The sequence below is a fragment of the Motilibacter deserti genome (genome assembly GCF_011250635.1).
Lineage (GTDB): Bacteria > Actinomycetota > Actinomycetes > Motilibacterales > Motilibacteraceae > Motilibacter_A > Motilibacter_A deserti.
This window is the reverse complement of sequence record NZ_JAANNP010000001.1, coordinates 37,027-61,154: the sequence shown is the minus strand read 5'-3', so window position 1 is coordinate 61,154 and position 24,128 is coordinate 37,027. Positions and strand designations below refer to the sequence as shown.

Sequence of the window (24,128 nt, the reverse complement as noted above, 5' to 3'; positions counted from 1 at the left end):
ATGGCGACCGTCGTCGACACCCGTCCCGCCCCCCAGGAGGCGGCACCTGCAGGCCGGCGCCGCAAGGGCGGCAAGCTCGCGCTGCGCTACGTCGTCCTGATCGTCCTCGCCGTGCTGTTCATCAGCCCGCTCATCTTCATGCTCGTCACGTCGTTCAAGACGCGGCAGGAGGCCACGGCCGTCCCGCCGACGTGGATCCCGGAGACGCCGACGCTGCAGGCCTACCGCGACATCCTCGACGCGGAAGGCACGCCGGTGCTGCGGTGGTTCGTGAACAGCATGATCGCGGCGGCGTGCAATGCGGCGCTCGTCGTGGCGACCGCGGCCATGGCGGCGTACCCGTTGGCACGCATGGAGTTCCGGTTCAAGAAGGTCGTGTTCGGCCTCATCATCGCCACGCTCTTCGTCCCGCCGGTCATCCTCATCATCCCGAACTACCTCATCGTCGGGAACCTGCAGTGGCTGGACACCCTGCTCGCCGTCATCATCCCGACGGCGGCCTCGGCGTTCGGCGTCTTCTTCCTGCGTCAGTTCTTCCTGTCGCTGCCGAACGAGCTCGAGGAAGCGGCCGTGCTCGACGGCGCGAACAAGTGGCAGATCTTCGTGCGCGTCGTCCTGCCGCTGTCCCGCCCGGCCCTGGTGACCCTCGCGCTGCTGGCGTTCCTCACCAACTGGAACGACTTCCTGTGGCCGGTGTACGTCCTCTTCAGCCCCGAGACCCAGACGCTGCCCCCGGGGCTGTCGACCCTGCAGTCGGCGAACAATGTGCGCTACGACCTGATCATGGCCGGTGCCGTGATCGCCAGCGCGCCGGTGCTCGCGCTGTTCGTCTTCGCGCAGCGGTTCGTGATCGAGGGGGTCTCGCGCTCCGGCCTCAAGGGCTGACGCGCTCGCGGCGGTACGGGCCAGGGCTGCTCCGGCGGCCCTGGCCCGTCGCCGTCCCGACCGGGCGTGAAGGGGTTGTGGGCGCCACTGCCGGCGAGTAACGTACAACCTTGTGGTTGCACGTCAGGTCGACCCCGACCGGGTCTTCGCGGCCCTGGCCGACCCGACGCGACGCGACATCGTGACGCGGGTGCTCCGCGAGCCGGCCTCGGTCTCGACGCTCGCCGCGGGGTACGCGATGAGCTTCGCCGCCGTGCAGAAGCACGTCGCGGTGCTCGAGCGGGCCGCCCTCGTCACGAAGCAGCGGCGCGGGCGGGAGCAGCTGGTGCGCGGGGAGATCGACACGGTCCGGGCCGTCGGCCGCCTGCTCGACGACTACGAGGAGCTCTGGCGCGGCCGGATCGGGCGCATGGAGGAGCTGCTCGCCGAGGACTCCCGGAAGGACACGCCATGACCGTCGTCAGCACGACCCCGGACGCCGCTGCCCGGACCTTCACGATCGTCGCGGAGCTCGCCTCGCCGCCGAGCGCCGTCTGGCAGCTGTGGGTGGACCCGCGTCGGCTCGAGCGGTGGTGGGGGCCGCCGACCTGGCCCGCGACGTTCACCAAGCATCAGCCCGAGCCTGGCGGGGAGTCGCGCTACTACATGACCGGCCCGGAGGGGGAGAAGGCGCACGGCTGGTGGCGCTTCGTGGCCCTCGACGAGCCCTCCTCCCTGGAGTTCGAGGACGGATTCGGCGACGCCGAGGGCAACCCGGACGCGGGGATGCCGACCGTCACCGTGCGGGTGGCGCTGGAGGAAGCGGCCGGCGGCACGCGGATGACGATCACGTCGCACTTCGCCACGGACGAGCAGATGCACCAGCTGGTCGAGATGGGCATGGCGGAGGGCATGTCGTCCGCCGTCGAGCAGATGGACGGCCTGCTCGCGCCGGTGTGACGAGGCGCAGCCGGCGGGGGCACCGGGGGCGAACAGGGGTCGGCAGCGACGCCCGTCCGCGGGTCAGCGCAGGTCGCGCAGCGCGCACGTGACCCGGGCCGAGCAGACCCGGCGCGACTCCTCGTCGGTGAGCACGACGTCGTAGGTCGCGAGCGTGCGGCCGAGGTGCACCGCGGTCGCCACGCCGGTGATCGTCCCGCTGAGCCCGGGCCGGTGGTGGCTGGCGTTGATCTCGATGCCGGCTCCCGCGCGCCCCGGTCCGGCATGCAACGTCGCGCCGACCGACGCGAGCGTCTCGGCCAGCACCGCCGACGCGCCGCCGTGCAGGACGCCGAAGGGCTGGGTGTTGCCCTCGACCGGCATGGTCCCGCGCACGAGCTGGGCCGAGGCCTCCGTCACGACGATGCCCATCCGCTCGGTGAGCGCGCTCGGGGGGAAGCTCGGGGCGCCCGGGCCGGGCACACGGTGGGGGTCCATGACCGGAGCCTAGAACCGCCGCGCCGGGGAGGCGGCCCACGCCTTGGACGGCGGGACCGGAGCGAGAGGCGAGACGGGGCTGTCCCCGGTCGCGCCTACGATTCAGGGCGTGGCAGGAAGCGGTGGGACGACGGCAACGGGCGGCGCGACGGCAGGCACGGTGGAGGCCGGGGCCGAGCCGGGCACGGAGCTCGGCACACGCGTGGGCACGGGCGGGCGCCTGCTCCTTCTCGACGGCCACTCGCTGGCCTACCGCGCGTTCTACGCGCTCCCGGTCGAGAACTTCAACACCTCGACGGGCCAGCCGACCAACGCGGTCTACGGCTTCACCTCGATGCTGATCAACATGCTCCGCGACGAGCGGCCGACGCACGTGGCCTGCACGTTCGACGTGGGCCGGGCGACGTTCCGTACGACCGCCTTCCCCGACTACAAGGCGAACCGCACCAAGTCGCCCAGCGAGTTCGGCAGCCAGGTCCCGCTCATCCGCGAGGTGCTGGACGCCCTGCGCATCCCGGTCGTGACGGCCGAGGGGTTCGAGGCCGACGACGTGATCGCCACGCTCGTGGACCGCGCCGAGCCCGAGGGCTACGAGATCCTCATCAGCTCCGGCGACCGGGACTCCTTCCAGCTCGTCAGCGACAACGTCACCGTGCTCTACCCCAAGCGCGGGGTCAGCGAGATCTCCCGGATGACGCCCGACGCCGTGCAGGAGCGCTACGGGCTGAGCCCGACGCAGTACCCCGACTTCGCCGCCCTGCGCGGCGACCCCAGCGACAACCTGCCCAACATCCCCTCGGTCGGGGAGAAGACCGCCGCCAAGTGGGTCGTCGAGTTCGGCTCGCTCGACGCGATCATCGACCGCGTCGACGAGGTCAAGGGCAAGGCCGGGCAGGCGCTGCGTGACCACTTGTCCCAGGTCATCCGCAACCGCGAGCTGACCGAGCTGCGCCGCGACGTCCCGATCGACGTCCAGCCCGACGACCTGGTGTGGCAGTCGTTCGACCGGGACGCGGTCCACCAGGTGTTCGACACCCTCCAGTTCCGGGTCCTGCGCGAGCGGCTCTACGAGGCGTTCGCCCCCGAGGCCCCGACGGCCGACGAGGGCTTCGAGATGGCGGGGCAGGTGCTCGCCCCCGGGACCGTCCGCGAGTGGCTCGCTGCCCACGCCGCCGGAGCCGCCCGCACGGGCGTGCACGTCGTCGGCACGTGGCGCAGCGGCACCGGCGAGGTGCACGGGCTCGCACTCGCGGCCGGCGACGGCACGGCCATGTACGTCGACCCGACGACACTGCTGCCGGACGACGACGCGGCCCTGGGGGAGTGGCTGGCCGACCCCGACCGGCCGAAGGCGCTGCACGACGCGAAGGGGCCGCTGCACGCCCTGCGCGAGCGCGGCTGGTCACTGGCGGGCGTCACCAGCGACACCCAGCTCTCGGCCTACCTCGCCCGCCCCGACACGCGCACCTTCGACCTGTCCGACCTCGTCATCCGTTACCTGCAGCGCGAGCTGCGGGCGGAGGGCGCCGACGACGGGCAGCTCTCGCTCGACGGCGTCGACGAGGACGCCCGCGCGCAGTCGGCGATGCTGCGGGCGCGGGCGGTCGTCGACCTCGCCGACGCGCTCGACGTGGAGCTGGAGGAGAAGGGGCAGGGGCCGCTCCTGCAGGAGGTCGAGCTCCCGCTCGTGCCGCTGCTCGGGCGGCTCGAGCGCGACGGCATCGCGGTCGACCTCGACCACCTGGGCGGCCTCGAGGCCTACTTCGCGGACCACGTGAAGCAGGCGGCCGACGAGGCGTACGCCGTGATCGGCAAGAAGATCAACCTCGGCTCGCCGAAGCAGCTGCAGGTCGTGCTCTTCGACGAGCTCAAGATGCCGAAGACGAAGCGCACGAAGACCGGCTACACGACCGACGCCGACGCGCTGCAGTCGCTCTACGTCCAGACCGAGCATCCGTTCCTGGCCCACCTGCTGCGCCACCGCGACGCGTCCCGGCTCAAGCAGACGGTCACGGGCCTGCTGGCGGAGGTCCGCGACGACGCCCGGATCCACACGACCTTCAACCAGACCATCGCTGCGACGGGCCGGCTCTCCTCCACGGACCCGAACCTGCAGAACATCCCGATCCGCACCGAGGAGGGGCGGCGCATCCGGGAGGGGTTCGTCGTCGGCCCCGGGTTCGAGTCGCTGATGACCGCGGACTACAGCCAGATCGAGATGCGGATCATGGCGCACCTGTCCGCGGACGCCGGGCTCATCGAGGCCTTCCAGTCGGGCGAGGACCTGCACGCCTTCACCGCGTCGCGGGTGTTCGGGGTCCCGCCGGCGGAGGTCTCGCTGGAGCAGCGGGCCAAGATCAAGGCCATGTCCTACGGGCTGGCCTACGGGCTGTCGGCCTACGGGCTGGGCAAGCAGCTCACCATCGGCTACGACGAGGCGCAGGGCCTCATGGACGAGTACTTCGAGCGCTTCGGCGGGGTGCGCGACTACCTGCGCGACATCGTGGCCAAGGCCCGGCTGTCGGGCTACACCGAGACCGTGCTCGGCCGCCGGCGCTACCTGCCGGATCTCACGAGCGACAACCGGCAGCGCCGGGAGATGGCCGAGCGCATGGCGCTCAACGCCCCGATCCAGGGCTCGGCGGCCGACATCGTCAAGGTCGCGATGCTCAAGGTCGACATCGCGATGGCTTCAGCGAAGCTGAAGTCGCGGATGCTGCTGCAGGTCCACGACGAGCTCGTGCTCGAGGTGGCGGCGGGGGAGCGGGAGGAGCTGGAGGCGCTGCTGCGCCGGGAGATGGGCGCGGCCGCGAGCCTGTCCGTGCCGCTCGACGTGAGCGTCGGCGTCGGGCGCACCTGGCAGGACGCCGGGCACTGACGGCGCGCGGCTGAGGTCCCCGTGGTCTCCATCCGGCTGGGCGAGCTGCCGCCCGCTGCCCGCCAGCTCGCCGACGCGGTCGTCGACGCGGTCGAGGCCGCCCGAGGCGACGACGCGCCGGCGTACGACGAGGCCGTCGCGCGGCTGGCCGTCCAGGAGCCGGAGCGGGTCGGGCTGGTGCTGGGGGCCGTCGTCCGGCAGCTGCTCGAGGACGTCTATCCGGACGGGCTCGCCGCCGACGAGGTGCTCGACGCGCTCGACGACGCGGTGCGCGGGGCGGCGGCCTGGGCAGCGGTCGACACCGAAGTGCTGGTGTCCGTCGTCGCGGGTGCGCTCGGCATCCACGAGGTCGACACTCCTGAGGGGCCCGAGAGGCCGCGCAGCGTACGCCCGGTCGAGCTCGCCGGGCAGGCGCCGCTGCTCGTCGCCGCGCTCCTGCGGCGGTCCCGGCGCCCGCTCCGCTCGCACCTCGAGTTGGCGTTCGGGGAGATCTGGCGGGCGGAGACCGTCGAGCTGCCTTGAGGGCGCTGGCAACGGGGGGGCAACACGGCGGCCGGAAGGGCCTCGAGCGGGCCTCTGCCGCGGATCCGTGCCGCCAGGCGCTCGGCCCGGCCTCAGGTCAGGGGGCGCTGCGCTCGCGAGGCGGCCTGCGGTGGCGCGACGAGGGCGGCCGCGACCGTCATGCACACGGTCACGAGCAGGAACTGGGCGACGAACGGCCAGCCGGCCTTCCACATGCCCACGCCGGCGACGAGGACCTCGGCCAGCGCGAGGACGAGCAGCCAGCGGGCGAGGATCCGGCGGGAGCGAGGGGGCAGCACGGCGAACGTGTTACCCACGAGAAGCCCGTCATAGCTGAGATGTGGGCCACTCCTTCGGTTGAATGCTCAGCGCTGCGGGTCGAGCGTGGCCGCCGCGGGGACGAACTCCCCGCCCTGCAGCCGGCCCGTCTCGTCGTCCGGCACCGGGGGGACCGTGCCGGCGTACGCCTCCGCGTCATCCCGCGGCTCGTAGCCGATGCGCCGCCCGGGCTCGATGTCCCACCAGCCGCGTGTATTGGCCGAGACGCCGTAGAAGACGCTGAAGCGCAGATCGGCGAACGTCATCGCCGCCGAGAAGGCGGCGACGGTGTCGCGGGGGCTGATCCAGATGCTGAGGTCGCGCGCCGTCTCGGGCCGCTCCGCGAAGTGCCCGATGCGGATGCAGGCGACCTCGAGGCCGAACTTGTCGACGTAGAGGCTGCCGAGCGCCTCGCCCGCCACCTTGCTGACGCCGTAGAACGAGTCCGGCCGGGGAGGCGCTCCCGGGCCGATGCGCTCGTCCACGCCGTAGAACCCGGTCGCGTGGTTGCTGCTCGCCAGCACGACGCGCCGCGCGCCGGCCTGCCGGGCGGCCTCGAGCACGTGGGCCGTCCCGAGGACGTTGACCTCGACGATGTCCTCGCGGTCGGCTTCGGAGGCCAGCCCCCCGAGGTGCACCACTCCGGTGGCGCCCCGCACCGCCTCGATCAGCGCCGCGCGGTCGCGCAGGTCCACGACGCGGGACTCGTCGCCGTGCGCGTCGCCGTCCGGCACGGGCCGGGAGTCGAGCAGCCGCCAGCGTCCGACGAGGTCGCGCAACCCGGGACGCAGAGCCTGCGCGATCCCGCCGGCCGCGCCGGTCATCACCCAGAACGAGTCGCTCACGGGGCGCATCCTCCCCGGCTGCCGCCGGCGCTAGGCGTGGCCGACCGACGGCTCAAGCCTTCTCGGCGGCCTCGACCAGCTGCGGGACGAAGGTGTCGAGCGACCAGGGGATGCTGAGCACGCTGACAGCCGACGTGGCGAAGACGAAGCTCTGGTCGGTGAGCGCCACGTAGGAGCCGCGCTGGACGGCGGGCAGCTCCTGGAACAGCTTCTGGGCCTCGACCTGCTTCTGGACGTCCGCCGAGCCGTACCACATCACGAGCACGTCGGAGTCCAGCGTGTCGGCCTGCTCGATGCTCACATCGGCGTAGAACTGGCCCGTCCCCGGCTCCAGCGTTTCGATGCCCGGCGCCGGCTGCATCCCCATGGCGGTGAGCAGCGTGACGCGCGGGTCGCCCGCGACGTAGGCGGAGATCGCGCCCGGCCCGGCGGCGTTGCCGTAGGTGAACGTCTTGCCCTTGAGCACGGGGTTGTCGGCGCCGGCCTTGGCGATCGCGGCCTCGGTGTCGGCGATCAGCTGCTGCGCCTGCGTGGCCTTGCCCAGCGCGGTGCCGACCAGCGTGGTCTGCTCCTGCCAACTGGTGAGCCACGGCGTCTTCGGGTACGCGACGGTCGGCGCGATCTGGGCGAGCCGGTCGTAATCGGCCTGCTGGATGCCGCTGTACGTGGCGAGGATGAGGTCCGGCTGCAGGGCGGCGACGGCCTCGAACGGGACCCCGTCGCTCTCGTCGAGCAGCGTCGGCTCGGCGCCGGCGAGCTTGTCCTCGTCCCAGGGGAGGATCCCCTCGGCGTTCCCGCCGTAGGTGAACTTCGGCATGCCCACCGGCACGACGCCCAGTGCCAGCGCGACGTCCTGGCTGCCCCAGCCCAGCGTCACGACGCGCTCGGGCTGCTCCTCGACGGTGGTGGTGCCGAGGGCGTGCGGGATGGAGACGGGGAACGCCCCGGCGCTCGCGGAGCCGGACGGCTGCGCCCCGCTGTCAGCGGCGTCGCCGTCGTCGGAGCCGCCGCACGCGGCGACGAGGCCGACCGTCAGCACGCTCAGGGCGACGGCGGCACGCCGTCGCAGGTGGCGCAGCGGCGAGGGGGCGTGGGGCATGAGGGCTCCTGACGTGCAGTTCTCGGTCAGGCAACCCTAACCTAACTCGCGCCGCCCGCAGTGCCACCGGAGGGCAGCTCGCACACGAACACCGCCGTGCCGGGCAGCAGGCGGCCGCGCAGCGGGCTCCAGCCGCCCCAGGCCCGGTCGTGCCCGTCGGGCCACTCGGGCTCGACGAGGTCGACGAGGCGCAGCCCGGCGGCGGTCAGCTCGCGGACCCGGTCGCCGAGCGTGCGGTGGTGCTCGACGTACGTCGCCGTGCCGGAGGCGTCCTGCTCGACGTAGGGGCGGCGGTCGAAGTAGGAGTCGCGAGCGGTGAGCCCAGCGGGCCCTGGGTCGTCCGGGAAGGCCCATCGGACCGGGTGGGTGACCGAGAACACCCAGCGCCCGCCGGGGCGCAGCACACGCGCGACCTCGCGCATGACCCCGGCCGAGTCGGCGACGAAGGGGACCCCGCCGTACGCCGAGCAGGCGATGTCGAAGGAGGCGGCGGCGAACGGCAGGCGCTGCGCGTCGGCCTGCACGACCGGGACGTGCGACCCGCGCCGGGCGTCGATGCGCCGCGACGCCTCCAACTGGGCGAACGACACGTCCATGGCGACGACCCAGGCCGCTCCCGCGGCGACGAGCCAGCGCGCGCACTGCGCCGCGCCGGAGCCGATCTCCAGGACGCTGCGGCCCGCCACCGGCCCGAGCAGGCCGGCGTCGGCCTCGCGCAGGCCCTCCGGTCCCCACACGAAGTCCTCGTCGCCGAGGAACGCGCCGTGCTCGTCCTGGTAGCTGGCGGCGGCCGCGTCCCACCAGTGCCGGTTCGCCCGGGCGCTCTCGCCCGGCCCTGCAGCGCGCCGGGTCACGGCCGCCCCGCCGTCGTCGCCGTCCCAGCCCGGCTGCCCGGCAGACGGTCGGGACCGTCCGGGCCCCTCGTCGAACTCCACCGTCACCGACGTCCTTCCTCCGCGTTGACCGCTATGCTGCCGGGCCCTATCCTTGAGACTGCGTACGTGGGCCTGCGCGACCTCAGACCGAGTGGGCCGCGCTCAGCAGTGTGAGCAACTGCGGCGCCGCACCGGTTTCGCCCCGGGTCGGTGCCGTGCCTCTGGTGGACAGCCTCTGGTGCAGTTCGAGCACAGCCGACAACGGGTCCCGGCGCACGCCGACACACTCATTGCCCGCTACGGAGCCCCTCCTACATGACGTCCACCCCAGTCGAGGCCCCTGCCACGCGCCAGGTCGCGATCAACGACATCGGGTCCGCGGAAGACTTCCTTGCCGCAATCGACTCCACGATCAAGTACTTCAACGACGGTGACATCGTCGACGGTGTCATCGTCAAGGTCGACCGGGACGAGGTCCTGCTCGACATCGGTTACAAGACCGAGGGCGTCATCCCCTCGCGCGAGCTCTCGATCAAGCACGACGTCGACCCCTCCGAGGTCGTCAGCGTCGGCGACAACGTCGAGGCCCTCGTCCTCCAGAAGGAGGACAAGGAGGGTCGGCTGATCCTGTCGAAGAAGCGCGCGCAGTACGAGCGGGCCTGGGGCACGATCGAGAAGATCAAGGAAGAGGACGGCGTCGTCACCGGCACCGTCATCGAGGTCGTCAAGGGTGGCCTCATCCTCGACATCGGGCTTCGCGGCTTCCTCCCGGCCTCGCTGGTCGAGATGCGCCGCGTCCGCGACCTGCAGCCCTACGTCGGCCGCGAGCTCGAGGCGAAGATCATCGAGCTGGACAAGAACCGCAACAACGTGGTCCTGTCCCGCCGCGCGTGGCTCGAGCAGACCCAGTCCGAGGTGCGCTCGACGTTCCTGCAGACCCTGCAGAAGGGCCAGGTCCGCTCGGGCGTCGTCTCCTCGATCGTCAACTTCGGCGCCTTCGTCGACCTGGGCGGCGTGGACGGCCTCGTCCACGTGTCCGAGCTCTCGTGGAAGCACATCGACCACCCGAGCGAGGTCGTCGAGGTCGGCCAGGAGGTCACCGTCGAGGTCCTCGACGTCGACATGGACCGCGAGCGCGTCTCCCTGTCGCTGAAGGCGACCCAGGAAGACCCGTGGCAGCAGTTCGCCCGCACGCACCAGATCGGCCAGGTCGTCCCCGGCAAGGTCACCAAGCTGGTGCCGTTCGGTGCGTTCGTCCGGGTGGACGAGGGCATCGAGGGCCTGGTCCACATCTCCGAGCTCGCCGAGCGCCACATCGAGCTGCCGGAGCAGGTCGTCCAGGTCGGGACCGAGATCTTCGTCAAGGTCATCGACATCGACCTCGAGCGCCGGCGCATCTCGCTGTCGCTCAAGCAGGCCAACGAGACCGGCGAGGCGCAGGGCGACACGTTCGACCCGACCCTCTACGGCATGGCCGCGACGTACGACGAGCAGGGCAACTACATCTACCCCGAGGGCTTCGACCCGGAGACCAACGAGTGGCTGCCCGGCCACGAGGCCCAGCAGGCCGAGTGGGAGCGTCAGTACGCCGAGGCGCAGGCGCGTTTCGAGGCGCACCGCAAGCAGATCGCGTCGGCGGCTGCTGCCGAGGTCGAGGCGTCGGCCGAGACCCCGTCGAGCTACTCCTCCGACGCGCCCGTCGCGGACGCCGGCGGCACGCTCGCCAGCGACGAGGCGCTCGCCGCGCTGCGCGAGAAGCTCACCGGCGGGGCCTGACCCGCACCCCCGAACCGGACGCCCCCTGCCCCTTCGGGCCGGGGGCGTCCGGCGTCTGCGGCGGGGGCGACGACGGGGATGGGGACGGGCCTCGTCGTCGGCCCGCCCCCGCGGGAAGAATGGGCGCGTGCTGCAGGTGGGGCTGACCGGCGGGATCGCGTCCGGCAAATCGACGGCGTCCGCGCGGCTGGCCGAGCTCGGCGCGCTCGTCGTGGACGCGGACCTGCTGGCCCGCGAGGCGGTCGCCCCCGGCACCCCCGGGCTGGCCGCCGTCGTCGCCGCCTTCGGCCGCTCGGTGCTCGCCGCGGACGGCTCCCTCGACCGCCTCGCGCTCGGCCGCGTCGTGTTCGCGGACGCCGCCGCCCGCGAGCGGCTCGAGGCGATCGTCCACCCCGAGGTCGCCCGGCGCCGGGCCGAGGCCGTCGCCGCGGCCCCCGCGGGCGCCGTCGTCGTGCACGACGTGCCGCTCCTCGTGGAGAAGGGGCTGACCGCGGGCCTGGACCTCGTCGTGGTGGTCGACGCGCCGGAGGACGTGCGCGTCCGGCGGCTCGTGGCCGCCCGCGGTCTGGACGAGGAGCAAGCCCGCGCCCGCATCGCCGCCCAGGCGACGCGCGAGCAGCGGCTGGCCGCCGCCGACGTCGTGCTCGACGGCGGGGGGCCGGTGGAGCACCTGCAGGCGCAAGTCGACCGGCTGTGGGAGCGGCTGGCCCGGCACGCGCCGTCCGCCCAGAGCTGAGGCAACCGCTCGCCGGCACGACTGTCGGTGGGGCGACGTACCTTCGATGCGTGCGACCCGTCACCGACCTCCAGCGCAGTTCGGCCACGCCCTTCTCCGTCGTGTCCGAGTTCGAGCCGAGCGGCGACCAGCCCACCGCGATCGCCGAGCTCGAGCGGCGGATCCGGGCGGGAGAGAAGGACGTCGTGCTGCTCGGCGCGACCGGCACCGGCAAGAGCGCGACCACCGCCTGGCTCATCGAGCGCCTGCAGCGCCCGACGCTGGTGCTCGAGCCGAACAAGACGCTCGCGGCGCAGATGGCGAACGAGCTGCGCGAGATGCTGCCGAACAACGCGGTCGAGTACTTCGTGTCGTACTACGACTACTACCAGCCCGAGGCCTACGTCCCGCAGACGGACACCTACATCGAGAAGGACTCCTCGGTCAACGAGGAGGTCGAGCGGCTGCGCCACTCGGCGACGAGCTCGCTGCTGACCCGGCGGGACGCCGTGGTGGTGGCGACCGTCTCGTGCATCTATGGCCTCGGCACCCCGCAGGAGTACGTCGACCGGATGGTCGAGCTGCACGTCGGGATGGAGATCGACCGCGACACGCTGCTGCGCCGGTTCGTCGAGGTCCAATACACGCGCAACGACCTCGCCTTCACCCGCGGCACGTTCCGGGTGCGCGGCGACACCATCGAGATCATCCCCGTCTACGAAGAGCTCGCCGTCCGGATCGAGATGTTCGGCGACGAGATCGAGCGCATCCTCATGCTGCACCCGCTGACCGGCGAGGTGATCGCCGAGCAGGAGCAGGTCCGCATCTTCCCGGCGACGCACTACGTGGCCGGCCCCGAGCGCATGGAGCGCGCGATCGCCGGCATCGAGCGCGAGCTCGGCGACCAGCTGGCCAAGATGGAGAAGCAGGGCAAGCTGCTCGAGGCGCAGCGGCTGCGCATGCGCACGACCTACGACATCGAGATGATGCGCCAGGTCGGGTTCTGCTCCGGCATCGAGAACTACTCGCTGCACATCGACGGGCGCGAGCCGGGGTCGGCGGCCAACACGCTGCTCGACTTCTTCCCCGAGGACTTCCTGCTCGTCGTGGACGAGTCCCACGTGGCGGTGCCCCAGATCGGCGCGATGTACGAGGGCGACATGTCCCGCAAGCGGACGCTCGTCGAGCACGGGTTCCGGCTGCCGAGCGCGATGGACAACCGACCGCTCAAGTGGGAGGAGTTCCTCGAGCGGATCGGCCAGACGGTCTACCTCTCGGCCACACCGGGGGCCTACGAGCTGACCCGCACGGGAGGCGAGTTCGTCGAGCAGGTCATCCGGCCCACCGGGCTCGTCGACCCCGAGGTCATCGTCAAGCCCACCAAGGGCCAGATCGACGACCTGGTGCACGAGATCCGGCAGCGGACCGAGCGCGACGAGCGGGTCCTGGTCACGACCCTCACCAAGAAGATGTCCGAGGACCTCACGGACTACCTGCTCGAGCTCGGCATCCGGGTCCGCTACCTGCACTCCGAGGTCGACACCCTGCGCCGGGTCGAGCTCCTGCGCGAGCTGCGCATGGGCGAGTACGACGTGCTCGTCGGCATCAACCTGCTCCGCGAGGGCCTCGACCTGCCGGAGGTGTCGCTCGTCGCGATCCTCGACGCGGACAAGGAGGGGTTCCTGCGCTCCGCGACCTCGCTGATCCAGACGATCGGGCGCGCGGCCCGCAACGTCTCCGGCCAAGTGCACATGTACGCCGACAAGATCACGCCCTCGATGGCGCAGGCGATCGAGGAGACCGCCCGACGGCGCGAGAAGCAGGTCGCCTACAACAAGGAGCGCGGGATCGACCCGCAGCCGCTGCGTAAGCGGATCGCGGACATCACCGACCTGCTGGCCCGCGAGGAAGCCGACACGGCCGAGCTGCTGGGCGGGTCCGGCCGGCAGCAGTCGCGCGGCAAGTCCCCCGTGCCGGGCCTGTCCTCGAAGGCGGACGTCGGCGCCCACGCCAAGCAGCTGGCCTCCGGCATGCCGGCCAACGACCTCGCCGAGCTCATCCAGACGCTGACCGACCAGATGCGGACCGCTGCGGCCGAGCTGCAGTTCGAGCTCGCCGCCCGGCTGCGTGACGAGGTCCAGGAGCTCAAGAAGGAGCTGCGCGGGATGCGGACCGCCGGGGTCGGCTGACTCGCGGCCTGGCCCCACGACGCGACGAGGGGACGGCCCGGTTGGGCCGTCCCCTCGTGCTTTGCTGTCGCGGGTACGCGAGGAGGCAGCGGCTAGGACTCCCCGCCGCTCGACTCGTTGCAGGCGCGGACGAAGTAGACGGTGCTGCCGCTGCGGTAGGCGGTCGTGTACTTGTCGCCGTCACCGCAGTTGTAGAAGCTGCCGTCGAAGGTGTATGTCACGCCGTCGACGAAGGCCACGCCCGCCGGCAGGGTGACGAAGAGCGCAGCGGAGCCGGCGTACGTCGTCGCGCCGAACGTCGTGAAGCGGCTGCGCTCCGCGCTGCTCGCGTCGCGCCACGTTCCGATCTTGGACGTGATGAACGTGCTGTCCTCGTTGTTGATCGTGCGGTCGAGGGTGGAGCCCCCGTTGTAGATGCTGAGAGCGACCCGGTCGGGCGAGCCGTCGAAACGCACCACGAGCACGCCCCGCAGCGGCAGCTGGTTGATGCCGCCGGGCGGGACCGGGGTGCCGCCGGGCGGCGGGCTCCCCACCGCGTAGGCCACTCCCGTGCTCTGCAGGACCGGCGTCGCCCACACCGCCGCGACGCCCAGCGCACCCGCGCGCTTGAGCATCGTCCGTCGGTCGACCGCGCTGCCCGTCGGCAGCGTCTGCGCGCTGTCGTCCATCGCAATCCCCCCTGTGTCGCTTGCGAGCTGTGCCGCCCTGGACGAGCCAGAGCGGTCGGACGCTAGCAACGACGGGGCCGTCGCACCGTTCGAGTTGCCGAACTTCGTCCGAAGAGGCGGCGAACCCCTCGCGCCGGGCCCGGGCGAACTGTGCAGACCGGCCCATAGGGTGCGCCTGCCGCCTGGACCGGCGGCAGGCCATCGGCTGCGACGCTCCGTTATTTGCTCGTCACGGAATGCCGAGTAGCACCGTCCGTGCCTGGACGGAAATTCGGCGGCCGGCAACTTCCTCGTGCCCGCCTGGTGTGATCAGCGCGTATCCGAAGTCTGGGGATTGTGTTACGCACGCGGCGGGCACCCCCTACAGTCGGTCCCGCCGGGCCGCGATGGCCCGGGCACCTGGAAGGTTGGAGTAGGCGATCCGTGTCGATTTACGACGTTCTCGGCCAGGAGCATGGCATTCGTGCCGCGGTGGACGAGTTCTACCGCCGCGTGCTGGGTGACCCTGCGCTCGCCGGCTACTTCGAGGGCGTCGACATGGCGCGGCTCCGTCAGCACCAGGCTGCCCTGCTCGTCCAGGTGACGGGCGGGCCGAAGGCCTACGAGGGGCGGGACCTCGCGCAGGCGCACCGCTCGCTCGGCATCACGTCCGCGGACTTCGACCGGGTCGTGGGCCACCTTGCGGCCACGCTCACGTCGCTCGGGGTCGACGACGAGACGCTCGGGACCGTCGCAGCGGCGCTCGGCGCCCACCGCGACGACATCGTCGCGGATCCCGTGCCATCCGGTTCGTAGCCGGCAGCACCGTGCCGGCCCGGGCACGGCGGAGACAAGGACAGTGGGGGAGGAGAGCTTCTGGTGGACATCCAGCGAATGCGCGACAGCTTCGAGGTCGTCGGTGCGAACGGCGATGAGGTCCCGCTGTTCTTCTACTCGCACCTGTTCCTGAACTATCCCGAGACCCGTTCACTGTTCCCCGTCTCGATGATGACGCAGCGCGACCGCTTGTTCGCCGCGCTCGGACACATTGTGACCAATGTGGACAATGTGGACGTACTCGTCCCGTTCCTGCAGGACCTCGGTCGCGACCACCGCAAGTTCGGGACGCTCGCCGGGCACTACCCGGCGGTCGGGGCCAGCCTCCTGGCCACGCTCGAGCACTTCGCCGGTGACGCGTGGACGCCCGAGCTCGCGGCCGACTGGGCCGAGGCCTACGGCGTCATCGCCTCCGTCATGACCGAGGCCGCCGGTCAGTCCGACGACCCGGCCTGGTGGGACGCGCGCGTGGTCTCGCACGAGCGGCGAACGCTCGACATCGCGGTCGTCCGCCTGGAGCCGCGCGAGCGCCTCGACTTCGTCCCGGGCCAGGCCGTGGCCGTGGAGAGTGAGCTGCGGCCCCGGCTCTGGCGCTACTACGCCGTCGCCAACGCTCCCCGCGAGGACAACGTCCTGGAGCTGCACGTGCAGGCTCACGACGGCGGCCCGGTGAGCTCGGCCCTCGTCCGCCACCTCGCGGTCGGCGACGCGGTCCGGCTCGGGCCGCCCCAGGGCGGGCTCGTGCTCGACACGACGTCCGACCGCGACCTCCTGCTCGTCGCGAGCGGCACGGGCGTGGCCCCGCTCAAGGCGATCCTCGAGCAGGTCACGCAGGACGACGTCGCCCGCCGCGTCGACTTCTACGTCGAGGCACGGACGGCTGCCGACCTCTACGACCTCGAGAGCCTGCAGGCGCTCGCCCGCGCCCACCCGTGGGTGACCGTGGTGCCCGTGGTCTCCGACGAGGACGACTACCCCGGGGAGAAGGGGCGCGTCAGCGACGTGGTGGTCCGCGACGGCCCGTGGGGCAGCAGGGACGTGTTCGTGTGCGGGGCGCCGCTGATGGTCGACGAGACCGTCAAGGAGCTCATCAAGGCGGGCGTGCCGGAGCACCGCATCCGAGCGGAGAGGTTCGCCCCGAGCCGGCCGGGGCCCAGTGCCGAAGGGAGCTTGACGTCATGACGACCCCCACGAACTCCGTGCCCGACCACCAGGAGTGGGCCCGTCGGCTGAGTCCTGCCGACGTCCACAGCGTCCTGTTCGGTCGCTCGGGCCTCGGTCGCCGCGGCTACGACGTGACCGAGGTCGACGTCTTCCTCGAGCGGGTCCAGGTGGAGCTGACCCGGCTCATCCGGGAGAAGGGCGAGCTGCGCGACGAGGTCATCCGCCTCAAGGAGCAGGTGTCGAGCCCGGACGGCGAGGGCGGCGGCGAGCGTCGCGACGCCGCGTCGCTCCAAGCCGTGCGAGTGCTGTCCGCTGCCCAGCAGACCGCGGACCAGTACGTCGCCGACGCCGAGCAGTACAGCCGTCGCGTGACGAGCGACGCCCGGCAGCACGCCGAGGAGCTGGTCGAGGAGGCGCGGGTGCGCGCCAAGGCCATCGTCGAGCAGGCCGAGCGGCTCGCGCTCGAGGCCTCCGCCGCGGCTCCCGCGCCGAACGGGGCCCCGGCCCTGCCCAGTGGTGCGCCGGCGGCCGAGCCGGTCGCGGCCGGCACCGACTCGGCGCAGGCCAAGCAGGAGCTCGAGGAGCAGGTCGCCTACCTGCGCGCCTTCGGCCAGGTGACCCGCGTGCAGCTGCGGGCCTACCTCGAGGCGTTGCTGCGTGACGTGGAGCTGGAGTGGGGCCGGGCCCAGCCACAGGCCGTCTCGGCGCTTCCCGCGCTGCCCGCCGGGCTGAACGGCACGGCAGCGCTGGCCAGGGACCCCTTGGCCAAGGACCCGCTGGCCAACGCCCGTCCCTCCGCCGACGGGCACGCGGTGGTCGACCTCTCGGACCAGGCGCCCTCCGCGCCAGCTGGCGCGACCGCGGCCACCTCGGTGGAGGACGCGTCGGACGCCGGCGTGCCGGAGCCGGGCCGTCCCGACGAAGCGCGGTCGTCCCGCTAGCCGGAACGGCTTCATCCGCAGCGGAGCGGCGGCAGCGCCTCGCCGGAGCGGCTGCGGCACGGTCCCAGCCGGAGCGGCGACGGCACCTTCTGGGGGACGCCGCCGCGTCTGACCGCGACGGGCAGCGAGTCAGCCCGCCGGGCCCCCGGGGCCGGGGCCGGCGGGGCCCGGTCGGTCCTGCAGCAGGCCCGCCGCGGCCAGCGCGGCCAGCACGTCGTGGACGGCGCGCTCGACCTCGCCCCGCGTGCGACCGGAGGCGCCGGTCAGCTGGTCGACGGCCTCGTCGACGGAGCGGCCGGACTCCAGCAGGTCCGCGACCGCGGCGCCCACCGGGCTGAGCAGGTGCAGCCGGCCGGCCTGCTCGTCGTAGCCGACGCGCTCGTCGGCGACGTCGACCCAGAGCACGCCGGGCCGCAGCCGTGGCCGCCCGGTCATGCCGCCGCCCGCTCGAGGGCGGACCGCAGCGTGGCGACCGCTCCGTCGAGGTCCCCGCGCGGGAGCCGGAAGCTCGGGACGGACTCTGCAAGCCGGGCCAGGACCGGCAGGTCCCGGCGGGCGGTGCCCGGCCAGCCGAAGCAGCTCCTGGCCATCTCGAGGACCGCGGCGCCCGGAGTCAGCATCTCCAGGCGGGCCCGTGCGCCGCGCTCGAACGAAGCCAGGACGACCAGGCGGGCCGGCGGCACCGGCTGCGGGGCGACGCCGCCGGAGCCGGCCAGGCCGGACGCGGCCACGAGCCACTGCTCGGGCAGGACGTCGGCGTCGTCGGGGCGGGCGTCGGGCAGCACCGGCCAGGAGCCCGGGTCGAGGCCGATCGGCTTCGGGTAGCTCGTCAGGGCCAGCGTGGCCGGGTCGACGGCGACGGCCTCGTCGGTGACGTACGAGAAGCCCGCTCGCACCAGGCCGGTCACGAGCGTGGACTTGCCGGTCTCCATCGGGGCGGGGAGGAGCACCGTGCCGCCGGCCCAGCTGGCCGCGGCCGCGTGCAGGACGGTGGCGCGCGGCAGCGTCGCGTTCACCGCGTCGCGGTTGAGGTGCCAGAGGAGGTACGCGGTGGGCAGCCAACCGCGGTCCGGCTCGACGAGCACGGGCTCGTCGTTGCGCTCGAGCACGTGGCCGGCGTCGACGCGGCGCAGCGCGTAGCGGACCGGGCGCGCGCCAGCCGGCGCCGTGGGCAGGCCGGACAGCGCCCGGCGCAGGTACGCCGCGGTCCGCGCGTCCTCGACGGACACCTCGACGACGGCGTCGAGCGCCAGGTAGGGGCCGAGGCGCTCGCAGTCGCGGGTCTCGCTCACCACCCGCGCGCCCGCCACTCCGGCAGCGCGGGGCGCTCGGCGCCGAGGGTGGTGTCCTTGCCGTGGCCAGGGTGGACGACCGTGGCGTCGGGCAGCCGGCCGAACAGCTCGCGCTCGACGTCGCCGAGCAGCGAGGTGAAGTCGGCGGGGGAGTGCGTCTTGCCCACCCCGCCGGGGAACAGCGAGTCGCCGGTGAACACGTGCGGCTCGGGCTCGGCCTCCTCGGCGACCAGGGCCACCGAGCCGGGGGTGTGCCCGACGAGCGAGACGACCCGCAGCCGGGCCGCGCCCGCGCCCGTCTCGCCGACCGGGACCGAGTCGCCGTGGACGAGCCGGTCGTCGCAGCGCACGGGGATGGCGTCGGCGTCGGGCTCCCCGGCCGCGGTCCGTGCGCCGGTGGCCGAGACGACAGCGGCGAGGGCGCCCCAGTGGTCGGGGTGGCGGTGCGTCGTCACGACGCGGTCGAGCCTGCCCTGTGCGTACTCGTCGACCAGGGCGAGCAGCCGGTCGGCCTCGCCGGCGGCGTCGACGAGCAGCACTCCACCTGTGCGGCGGCACCGCAGCAGGTAGGCGTTGTTGTCCATCGGCCCCACGGCCAGCTTGACGACCGTGATCGACGGCAGCTCCAGCACGTCGGGCGGCCCGCCCACGCGTACGTCCCCGGTGTAGCTCACTGCGCCATCCTGCCTGCTCGCCGGGGGCCGGCCGCTGCCCCTCCCCGCAGTTGCCGGCCCCCGGGCAAGGCTCAGAGCCCGGCCGCGTCCGCGCGTCGCTGCTGCTTCACGTCCAGCGCGGTCACGGAGCCATCGGCCGCCACGGTGAACGCGACGACGTACCAGTAGCGGTCGCTCGCGGAGCCCCCGGCCGCCGCGGCGTCCCAGGTGCCCAGCTGCGCGCTCGGGCCGAAGAGCGACAGGCGCGCGCCGTTGGTGTCGTAGGCGGGGCTGCCGGAGTAGTTGTAGGCCCAGACCCGGTACTCGCCCGGCACGAACGACCCACCGAGGGTGTCCACCGTGATGGTCGTCGTCTCGGTGCCGCCGGGGTTGCGCGAGTCGACGTCCAGCGAGACGTAGGGGACCGGCCGGTAGTTGTTGTACGACGCGGTGAACCGCGTGCCGTCGGGCTTCGGGCCGCTCACGTAGAGGTCGAGGTCGGAGACGTTGCCCCACGAGAGGATCGCGCGGAAGCTGCCCGTGGTGGACAGGGCGAAGTCGCGCGTGACGGAGGCGTTGGCGGGGACGTCGACCTGGGCCGTTGCGGTCGTGTAGCCGGGCGCGCTCACGCTGACGGACGCGGAGCCGCTCGCCACCTTGGCCAGCGTGTAGGTGCCGTCGGCAGCCGTCGTCGCCGACACGGTGCCTGCCGTGACGGTGGCCCCGGCCACCGGACGCAGCGTCGCGCCGTCGACGACCTTGCCCTTCACCGTGCCCGTGGGTACGGGGACCGGATCGCCGCCGCCGCCCGGGGCGGGGCTGCCCACCGCCCAGGCGGAGCCGGTGCTGGTGATGGTGGGCACGGCCCACACGGCCGTGGCGCCCACCACGCCGGCCCGCTTGAGCAGCGTGCGGCGGTCGAGGGAAGCGTGCGGGGTCGTGCTGTCGTTGGAGGTCATGGTTCCTTCTGCAGCGTCAGGTCGCGGATCTCGTGTCGGTGCGACGCTAGGAAGATCCAGTTGCCGCTTCCTTGCCGTGTGCTTGTGACCGGCGGCATGCCGGACAAGTCCGGCGGCCGACTCGTCGGGGGCGACTGTCGGTGGCGGCACCTAGCATGGAACGCGGCCTGGACCGGGCTCCGGCGCGCGCACGAGCGGGCGTCTCCCGTCCGACGCCGCAGGGCTCCGACCAGCACGACCGGAGCACCGAAGGGCACGACCCAGCACGACCAGCCGCGCACGACCGTGCGCGGCGAGCACTACCCACGCAGATGCGAGAGGGGCCCGTGGCTGACCGCCTGATCGTCCGTGGTGCGCGCGAGCACAACCTCAAGGACGTCTCCCTGGACCTGCCCCGGGACAGCCTCATCGTCTTCACGGGGCTGTCGGGGTCGGGCAAGTCGAGCCTCGCGTTCGACACGATCTTCGCGGAGGGCCAGCGCCGCTACGTCGAGTCGCTCTCGTCCTACGCCCGGCAGTTCCTCGGGCAGATGGACAAGCCCGACGTCGACTTCATCGAGGGCCTCTCCCCGGCGGTGTCGATCGACCAGAAGTCGACCAGCCGCAACCCGCGGTCGACCGTCGGCACCATCACCGAGGTCTACGACTACCTGCGCCTGCTCTGGTCGCGCGCCGGCACGCCGCACTGCCCCAAGTGCGGGCGGCCGATCGCCCGCCAGACGCCGCAGCAGATCGTCGACCGGGTGATGGAGCAGCCCGAGGGCACCCGCTTCCAGGTGCTGGCCCCGGTGGTCCGCGGCCGCAAGGGCGAGTACGCCGAGCTCTTCGGCGAGCTGCAGACCAAGGGCTACAGCCGGGCCCGGGTGGACGGCGAGGTCGTCCAGCTGAGCGAGCCGCCGAAGCTGGACAAGCGCTACAAGCACACCATCGAGGTGATCGTCGACCGGCTCTCGGTCAAGGCCTCGTCCAAGCGCCGGCTCACCGACTCCGTCGAGACCGCGCTCGGGCTCGCCAGCGGCCTGGTCGTGTTCGACTTCGTCGACCTGCCCGACGACGACCCGGGCCGCGAGCGCGTCTACAGCGAGCACCTGGCCTGCCTCTACGACGACCTGTCGTTCGAGGAGCTCGAGCCGCGGTCGTTCTCGTTCAACGCCCCCTACGGCGCCTGCCCCGAGTGCACCGGCATCGGCACCAAGCTCGAGGTGGACCCCGAGCTGCTCGTGCCCGACGAGGACCTCTCGCTGCGCGAGGGCGCCGTCGCCCCGTGGTCGGTCGGCCAGTCCGCCGACTACTTCGTCCGGCTGCTCGAGGCGCTCGCGTCCTCCCTCGACTTCAGCCTCGACGAGCCGTGGCGCAAGCTGCCGAAGCGGGCGAAGGACGCCGTCCTCAACGGCCTGGACTACCAGGTCCACGTGAAGTACAAGAACCGCTTCGGCCGCGAGCGCTCCTACTTCACCGGTTTCGAAGGGGCGATCCCCTTCGTCAAGCGCCGGCACTCCGAGACCGACTCCGAGTGGAGCAAGGAGCGCTACGAGGGCTACATGCGCGAGATCCCGTGCCCGGCCTGCAAGGGGGCGCGGCTCAAGCCCGAGATCCTGGCCGTCACGGTCGGCGGCAAGTCGATCGCGGAGGTCTGCGGACTGCCGATCCGCGACTGCGCCGGCTTCCTGGCCGACCTCGAGCTCACTCCCCGCCAGAAGCAGATCGCCGAGCGGGTCCTCAAGGAGATCGGGGCGAGGCTCGGGTTCCTGCTCGACGTCGGGCTCGACTACCTCTCGCTCGACAGGGCAGCCGGCACGCTCTCCGGCGGCGAGGCCCAGCGCATCCGGCTCGCGACCCAGATCGGCTCCGGCCTCGTCGGCGTGCTCTACGTCCTCGACGAGCCGTCGATCGGCCTGCACCAGCGCGACAACCGCCGGCTCATCGACACCCTCACCCGGCTACGCGACCTGGGCAACACGCTCATCGTGGTCGAGCACGACGAGGACACGATCCGCACCGCCGACTGGGTCGTCGACATCGGCCCGGGGGCGGGGGAGCACGGCGGCCAGGTCGTCCACACCGGTGACGTCGCGGGGCTGCTGGCCAACCCGGACTCGCCGACCGGGGCCTACCTCTCCGGCCGCAAGTCGATCCCCACCCCGCCGGAGCGCCGGCCGCGCGACCCGGGCCGCGAGCTCGTCGTCAAGGGCGCCCGGGAGCACAACCTGCAGGGTGTCGACGTCGCGTTCCCGCTCGGCCAGCTCGTCGCCGTGACCGGCGTGAGCGGCTCGGGCAAGTCGACGCTGGTCAACGACATCCTCTACACGGTGCTGGCCAACAAGCTCAACCGCGCGCGCCAGGTGCCGGGCCGGCACAAGACCGTGACCGGCCTCGAGCACCTCGACAAGGTCGTGCACGTCGACCAGAGCCCGATCGGCCGCACGCCGCGCAGCAACGCCGCGACCTACACCGGCGTGTTCGACCACATGCGCCGGCTCTTCGCCGAGACCACGGAGGCGAAGGTCCGTGGCTACCTGCCTGGCCGGTTCTCCTTCAACGTCAAGGGAGGGCGCTGCGAGGCCTGCTCCGGCGACGGCACGATCAAGATCGAGATGAACTTCCTGCCCGACGTCTACGTCCCGTGCGAGGTGTGCCACGGGGCGCGCTACAACCGGGAGACGCTCGAGGTCCACTTCAAGGGCAAGACGATCGCCGAGGTCCTCGACATGCCCATCGAGGAGGCCGCGGAGTTCTTCTCGGCGGTGCCGGCGATCTCGCGCCACCTGAAGACCCTCGTCGACGTCGGCCTCGGCTACGTCCGCCTCGGCCAGCCCGCCCCGACGTTGTCGGGAGGCGAAGCGCAACGCGTGAAACTCGCTTCAGAGCTGCAGAAGCGGTCCAACGGGCGCACGATCTACGTGCTGGACGAGCCGACCACGGGCCTGCACTTCGAGGACATCAACAAGCTGCTCGGCGTCCTCGGCCGGCTGGTCGACCAGGGCAACAGCGTGCTCGTCATCGAGCACAACCTCGACGTCATCAAGAGCGCCGACTGGGTCATCGACATGGGCCCGGAGGGCGGCACGGGCGGCGGCACGGTGGTGGCGACCGGCACGCCGGAGGAGGTCGCTGCGCACCCGACGAGCCACACGGGCCGGTTCCTGCGCGAGGTGCTCGGGATGGGCGGCGGGCCGGGCCAGCGCCGCGCCGTCGCCGCCGCCGGGAAGAGCCCGGCTCGTCGGCGGGTGCAGAAGGCGGTCTGACCGGCTCCGGTCCGCGGCCGCCGCTCCGGCCGCGGGACGGCCTGTCGTCACCCCGACGGCGGGCCGTCGGCCCGCCGTCGTCGTGACAGCACGTCCGGGGCAGCGTGGTAGCTTCGCAGCAGGAGGGTGCCCTGTGCCGGAAGGCTTGTCTGACCACGAACAGCGGGCGATCCGCGTGCTCGTGGTGGACGACCACGAGATGGTGGCGTCCAGTGTCGCGCTCGTCCTCGAGCAGGAGCCCGACATCGAGGTCGTCGGCATCGTCGGCACCCTCGCGGCGGCCCGCGAGCGGGTGGCCCTCGACCCGCCCGACGTCGTCCTGCTGGACCACCGGCTGCCCGACGGGCGAGGGGTCGACGAGATCCCGCGGGTGAAGCAGATCGCGCCGAGCGCGAAGATCGTCGTCGTCACGGCCGCGACCGATGACGCGACGCTCGTGGCCGCCACCGAGGCCGGGTGCTCGGGCTTCTTGTCCAAGTCCGGCAAGGTCGACGACCTCGTGGCCGCCGTGCGGGCCGCGTCGGTCGGCGAGGTTCTCGTGAGCCCTGCGCTGCTGTCGAGGCTGCTGCCCCGGCTGCACCGCGTGCAGCGCGGGCTCGGCTCGGACCTGACCCCCCGCGAGCTCGAGGTGCTCGTCCTGATCGCCGAGGGCCTGGGCAACGCGGCCATCGGCGAGCGGCTGTCGGTCAGCGTCAACACGGTGCGCAACCACGTGGCCAACATCCTGGCCAAGCTCGGCGTGCACTCGAAGCTCGAAGCGCTCGCGGTGGCCGTGCGCGAGGGCCTGCTGCCGACGTCCGACACCTGACGCCCGGCGGAGGCGGTCGGGGCGCGCTCGGTCCCGACCGCGCGGGCTCGGCGTCCGTGCGCCC

Annotated in this window: 23 protein-coding genes; 13 read left to right on the top strand and 10 right to left on the bottom strand. The window is 72.6% G+C overall.

Features of this window, described 5'->3' with window-relative positions; all coding sequences use genetic code 11:
- The 3 genes from G9H71_RS00275 to G9H71_RS00265 all read left to right on the top strand — a co-directional run bounded on the left by G9H71_RS00275 (position 1) and on the right by G9H71_RS00265 (position 1,824).
- On the top strand, positions 1-885 hold the full coding sequence (locus G9H71_RS00275) for a carbohydrate ABC transporter permease (protein WP_166276224.1): 885 nt from the start codon (positions 1-3) through the stop codon (positions 883-885).
- A 112-nt stretch (positions 886-997) separates the two neighbouring features.
- On the top strand, positions 998-1,339 hold the full coding sequence (locus G9H71_RS00270; protein WP_166276221.1) for an ArsR/SmtB family transcription factor: 342 nt from the start codon (positions 998-1,000) through the stop codon (positions 1,337-1,339).
- Complete coding sequence (locus G9H71_RS00265) at positions 1,336-1,824, top strand: SRPBCC family protein (protein ID WP_166276218.1); 489 nt, start codon at positions 1,336-1,338, stop codon at positions 1,822-1,824. Before G9H71_RS00270 ends, G9H71_RS00265 begins: the two co-directional genes overlap by 4 nt.
- Before the next feature lie 63 nt (positions 1,825-1,887).
- Here G9H71_RS00265 and G9H71_RS00260 read toward each other — a convergent pair whose 3' ends face one another.
- Positions 1,888-2,301: a PaaI family thioesterase gene (locus G9H71_RS00260; protein WP_166276215.1), complete on the bottom strand. Its 414-nt coding sequence runs from the start codon at positions 2,299-2,301 to the stop codon at positions 1,888-1,890.
- Positions 2,302-2,461: 160 nt separating this feature from the next.
- On the opposite strand from G9H71_RS00260, the gene polA reads away from it, so the two are divergent.
- Together polA and G9H71_RS00250 are read left to right on the top strand one after the other, a co-directional pair.
- Positions 2,462-5,179, top strand: a complete 2,718-nt coding sequence (gene polA / locus G9H71_RS00255) for a DNA polymerase I (RefSeq protein WP_166278754.1) — start codon at positions 2,462-2,464, stop codon at positions 5,177-5,179.
- 21 nt (positions 5,180-5,200) lie between these two features.
- The gene (locus G9H71_RS00250; protein WP_231133958.1) at positions 5,201-5,701 is read left to right on the top strand and encodes a hypothetical protein; all 501 of its coding nucleotides are present in this window, start codon (positions 5,201-5,203) and stop codon (positions 5,699-5,701) included.
- A gap of 92 nt (positions 5,702-5,793) precedes the next feature.
- Here the strand turns inward: G9H71_RS00250 and G9H71_RS00245 are convergent, their stop codons facing one another.
- The 4 genes from G9H71_RS00245 to G9H71_RS00230 are packed head-to-tail and all read right to left on the bottom strand — an operon-like array spanning position 5,794 to position 8,817.
- Positions 5,794-6,018, bottom strand: a complete 225-nt coding sequence (locus G9H71_RS00245) for a hypothetical protein (RefSeq protein WP_166276212.1) — start codon at positions 6,016-6,018, stop codon at positions 5,794-5,796.
- Between the two features lie 48 nt (positions 6,019-6,066).
- On the bottom strand, positions 6,067-6,864 hold the full coding sequence (locus tag G9H71_RS00240) for an NAD-dependent epimerase/dehydratase family protein (protein WP_331272624.1): 798 nt from the start codon (positions 6,862-6,864) through the stop codon (positions 6,067-6,069).
- Between the two features lie 52 nt (positions 6,865-6,916).
- Positions 6,917-7,963 carry an iron-siderophore ABC transporter substrate-binding protein gene (locus G9H71_RS00235; RefSeq protein WP_166276206.1) on the bottom strand — a complete coding sequence of 349 codons (1,047 nt, stop codon included), beginning with the start codon at positions 7,961-7,963 and terminating at the stop codon, positions 6,917-6,919.
- Between the two features lie 41 nt (positions 7,964-8,004).
- Positions 8,005-8,817, bottom strand: coding sequence for a class I SAM-dependent methyltransferase (locus G9H71_RS00230; protein WP_407939662.1), 813 nt, complete (start codon positions 8,815-8,817; stop codon positions 8,005-8,007).
- Positions 8,818-9,153: 336 nt separating this feature from the next.
- Here G9H71_RS00230 and rpsA point away from each other — a divergent pair, with 336 nt between their 5' ends.
- The 3 genes from rpsA to uvrB all read left to right on the top strand — a co-directional run bounded on the left by rpsA (position 9,154) and on the right by uvrB (position 13,518).
- The gene (gene rpsA, locus G9H71_RS00225; protein ID WP_166276203.1) at positions 9,154-10,614 is read left to right on the top strand and encodes a 30S ribosomal protein S1; all 1,461 of its coding nucleotides are present in this window, start codon (positions 9,154-9,156) and stop codon (positions 10,612-10,614) included.
- Between the two features lie 127 nt (positions 10,615-10,741).
- Positions 10,742-11,350 carry a dephospho-CoA kinase gene (gene coaE, locus G9H71_RS00220; RefSeq protein ID WP_331272622.1) on the top strand — a complete coding sequence of 203 codons (609 nt, stop codon included), beginning with the start codon at positions 10,742-10,744 and terminating at the stop codon, positions 11,348-11,350.
- Positions 11,351-11,400: 50 nt separating this feature from the next.
- Positions 11,401-13,518, top strand: coding sequence for an excinuclease ABC subunit UvrB (uvrB, locus tag G9H71_RS00215; protein WP_166276200.1), 2,118 nt, complete (start codon positions 11,401-11,403; stop codon positions 13,516-13,518).
- Positions 13,519-13,610: 92 nt separating this feature from the next.
- Here uvrB and G9H71_RS00210 read toward each other — a convergent pair whose 3' ends face one another.
- Positions 13,611-14,186 carry a hypothetical protein gene (locus G9H71_RS00210; RefSeq protein ID WP_166276197.1) on the bottom strand — a complete coding sequence of 192 codons (576 nt, stop codon included), beginning with the start codon at positions 14,184-14,186 and terminating at the stop codon, positions 13,611-13,613.
- A 423-nt stretch (positions 14,187-14,609) separates the two neighbouring features.
- Between G9H71_RS00210 and G9H71_RS00205 the strand changes: the two genes are divergently transcribed.
- From G9H71_RS00205 to G9H71_RS00195, 3 genes are all read left to right on the top strand, one after another.
- Positions 14,610-14,981 carry a group I truncated hemoglobin gene (locus tag G9H71_RS00205; RefSeq protein ID WP_166276195.1) on the top strand — a complete coding sequence of 124 codons (372 nt, stop codon included), beginning with the start codon at positions 14,610-14,612 and terminating at the stop codon, positions 14,979-14,981.
- A gap of 63 nt (positions 14,982-15,044) precedes the next feature.
- A complete protein-coding gene (locus G9H71_RS00200) occupies positions 15,045-16,184 on the top strand; it encodes a globin domain-containing protein (protein ID WP_166276193.1) in 1,140 nt (379 codons plus the stop codon).
- The gene (locus G9H71_RS00195; RefSeq protein ID WP_166276190.1) at positions 16,181-17,107 is read left to right on the top strand and encodes a DivIVA domain-containing protein; all 927 of its coding nucleotides are present in this window, start codon (positions 16,181-16,183) and stop codon (positions 17,105-17,107) included. The genes G9H71_RS00200 and G9H71_RS00195 overlap by 4 nt, the downstream gene beginning before the upstream one ends.
- A gap of 129 nt (positions 17,108-17,236) precedes the next feature.
- Here the strand turns inward: G9H71_RS00195 and G9H71_RS00190 are convergent, their stop codons facing one another.
- The 4 genes from G9H71_RS00190 to G9H71_RS00175 form a co-directional block, all read right to left on the bottom strand.
- Entirely contained in the window at positions 17,237-17,542 is a 306-nt protein-coding gene (locus G9H71_RS00190; protein ID WP_166276187.1) for a PqqD family peptide modification chaperone, read from the bottom strand.
- On the bottom strand, positions 17,539-18,399 hold the full coding sequence (locus tag G9H71_RS00185; RefSeq protein WP_166276184.1) for a hypothetical protein: 861 nt from the start codon (positions 18,397-18,399) through the stop codon (positions 17,539-17,541). The genes G9H71_RS00190 and G9H71_RS00185 overlap by 4 nt, the downstream gene beginning before the upstream one ends.
- The gene (locus G9H71_RS00180) at positions 18,396-19,073 is read right to left on the bottom strand and encodes an MBL fold metallo-hydrolase (protein ID WP_166276181.1); all 678 of its coding nucleotides are present in this window, start codon (positions 19,071-19,073) and stop codon (positions 18,396-18,398) included. The genes G9H71_RS00185 and G9H71_RS00180 overlap by 4 nt, the downstream gene beginning before the upstream one ends.
- Positions 19,074-19,144: 71 nt before the next feature.
- A complete protein-coding gene (locus G9H71_RS00175) occupies positions 19,145-20,011 on the bottom strand; it encodes a carboxypeptidase-like regulatory domain-containing protein (protein WP_166276178.1) in 867 nt (288 codons plus the stop codon).
- Positions 20,012-20,337: 326 nt separating this feature from the next.
- Between G9H71_RS00175 and uvrA the strand changes: the two genes are divergently transcribed.
- Complete coding sequence (gene uvrA / locus G9H71_RS00170; RefSeq protein WP_166276175.1) at positions 20,338-23,256, top strand: excinuclease ABC subunit UvrA; 2,919 nt, start codon at positions 20,338-20,340, stop codon at positions 23,254-23,256.
- A gap of 145 nt (positions 23,257-23,401) precedes the next feature.
- Positions 23,402-24,064 (top strand): response regulator, encoded by a 663-nt coding sequence (locus G9H71_RS00165; protein WP_166276172.1) that lies wholly within the window; start codon positions 23,402-23,404, stop codon positions 24,062-24,064.
- The last annotated feature ends 64 nt before the right edge of the window (positions 24,065-24,128 follow it).

Coding starts and splice junctions, on each gene's coding strand:
- G9H71_RS00275 (WP_166276224.1), top strand. CDS start 1: ATGGCGACCGTCGTCGACACCCGTCCCGCCCCCCAGGAGGCGGCACCT.
- G9H71_RS00260 (WP_166276215.1), bottom strand. CDS start 2,301: ATGGACCCCCACCGTGTGCCCGGCCCGGGCGCCCCGAGCTTCCCCCCG.
- G9H71_RS00190 (WP_166276187.1), bottom strand. CDS start 17,542: ATGACCGGGCGGCCACGGCTGCGGCCCGGCGTGCTCTGGGTCGACGTC.
- G9H71_RS00210 (WP_166276197.1), bottom strand. CDS start 14,186: ATGGACGACAGCGCGCAGACGCTGCCGACGGGCAGCGCGGTCGACCGA.
- G9H71_RS00235 (WP_166276206.1), bottom strand. CDS start 7,963: ATGCCCCACGCCCCCTCGCCGCTGCGCCACCTGCGACGGCGTGCCGCC.
- rpsA (WP_166276203.1), top strand. CDS start 9,154: ATGACGTCCACCCCAGTCGAGGCCCCTGCCACGCGCCAGGTCGCGATC.
- G9H71_RS00265 (WP_166276218.1), top strand. CDS start 1,336: ATGACCGTCGTCAGCACGACCCCGGACGCCGCTGCCCGGACCTTCACG.
- G9H71_RS00175 (WP_166276178.1), bottom strand. CDS start 20,011: ATGACCTCCAACGACAGCACGACCCCGCACGCTTCCCTCGACCGCCGC.
- G9H71_RS00195 (WP_166276190.1), top strand. CDS start 16,181: ATGACGACCCCCACGAACTCCGTGCCCGACCACCAGGAGTGGGCCCGT.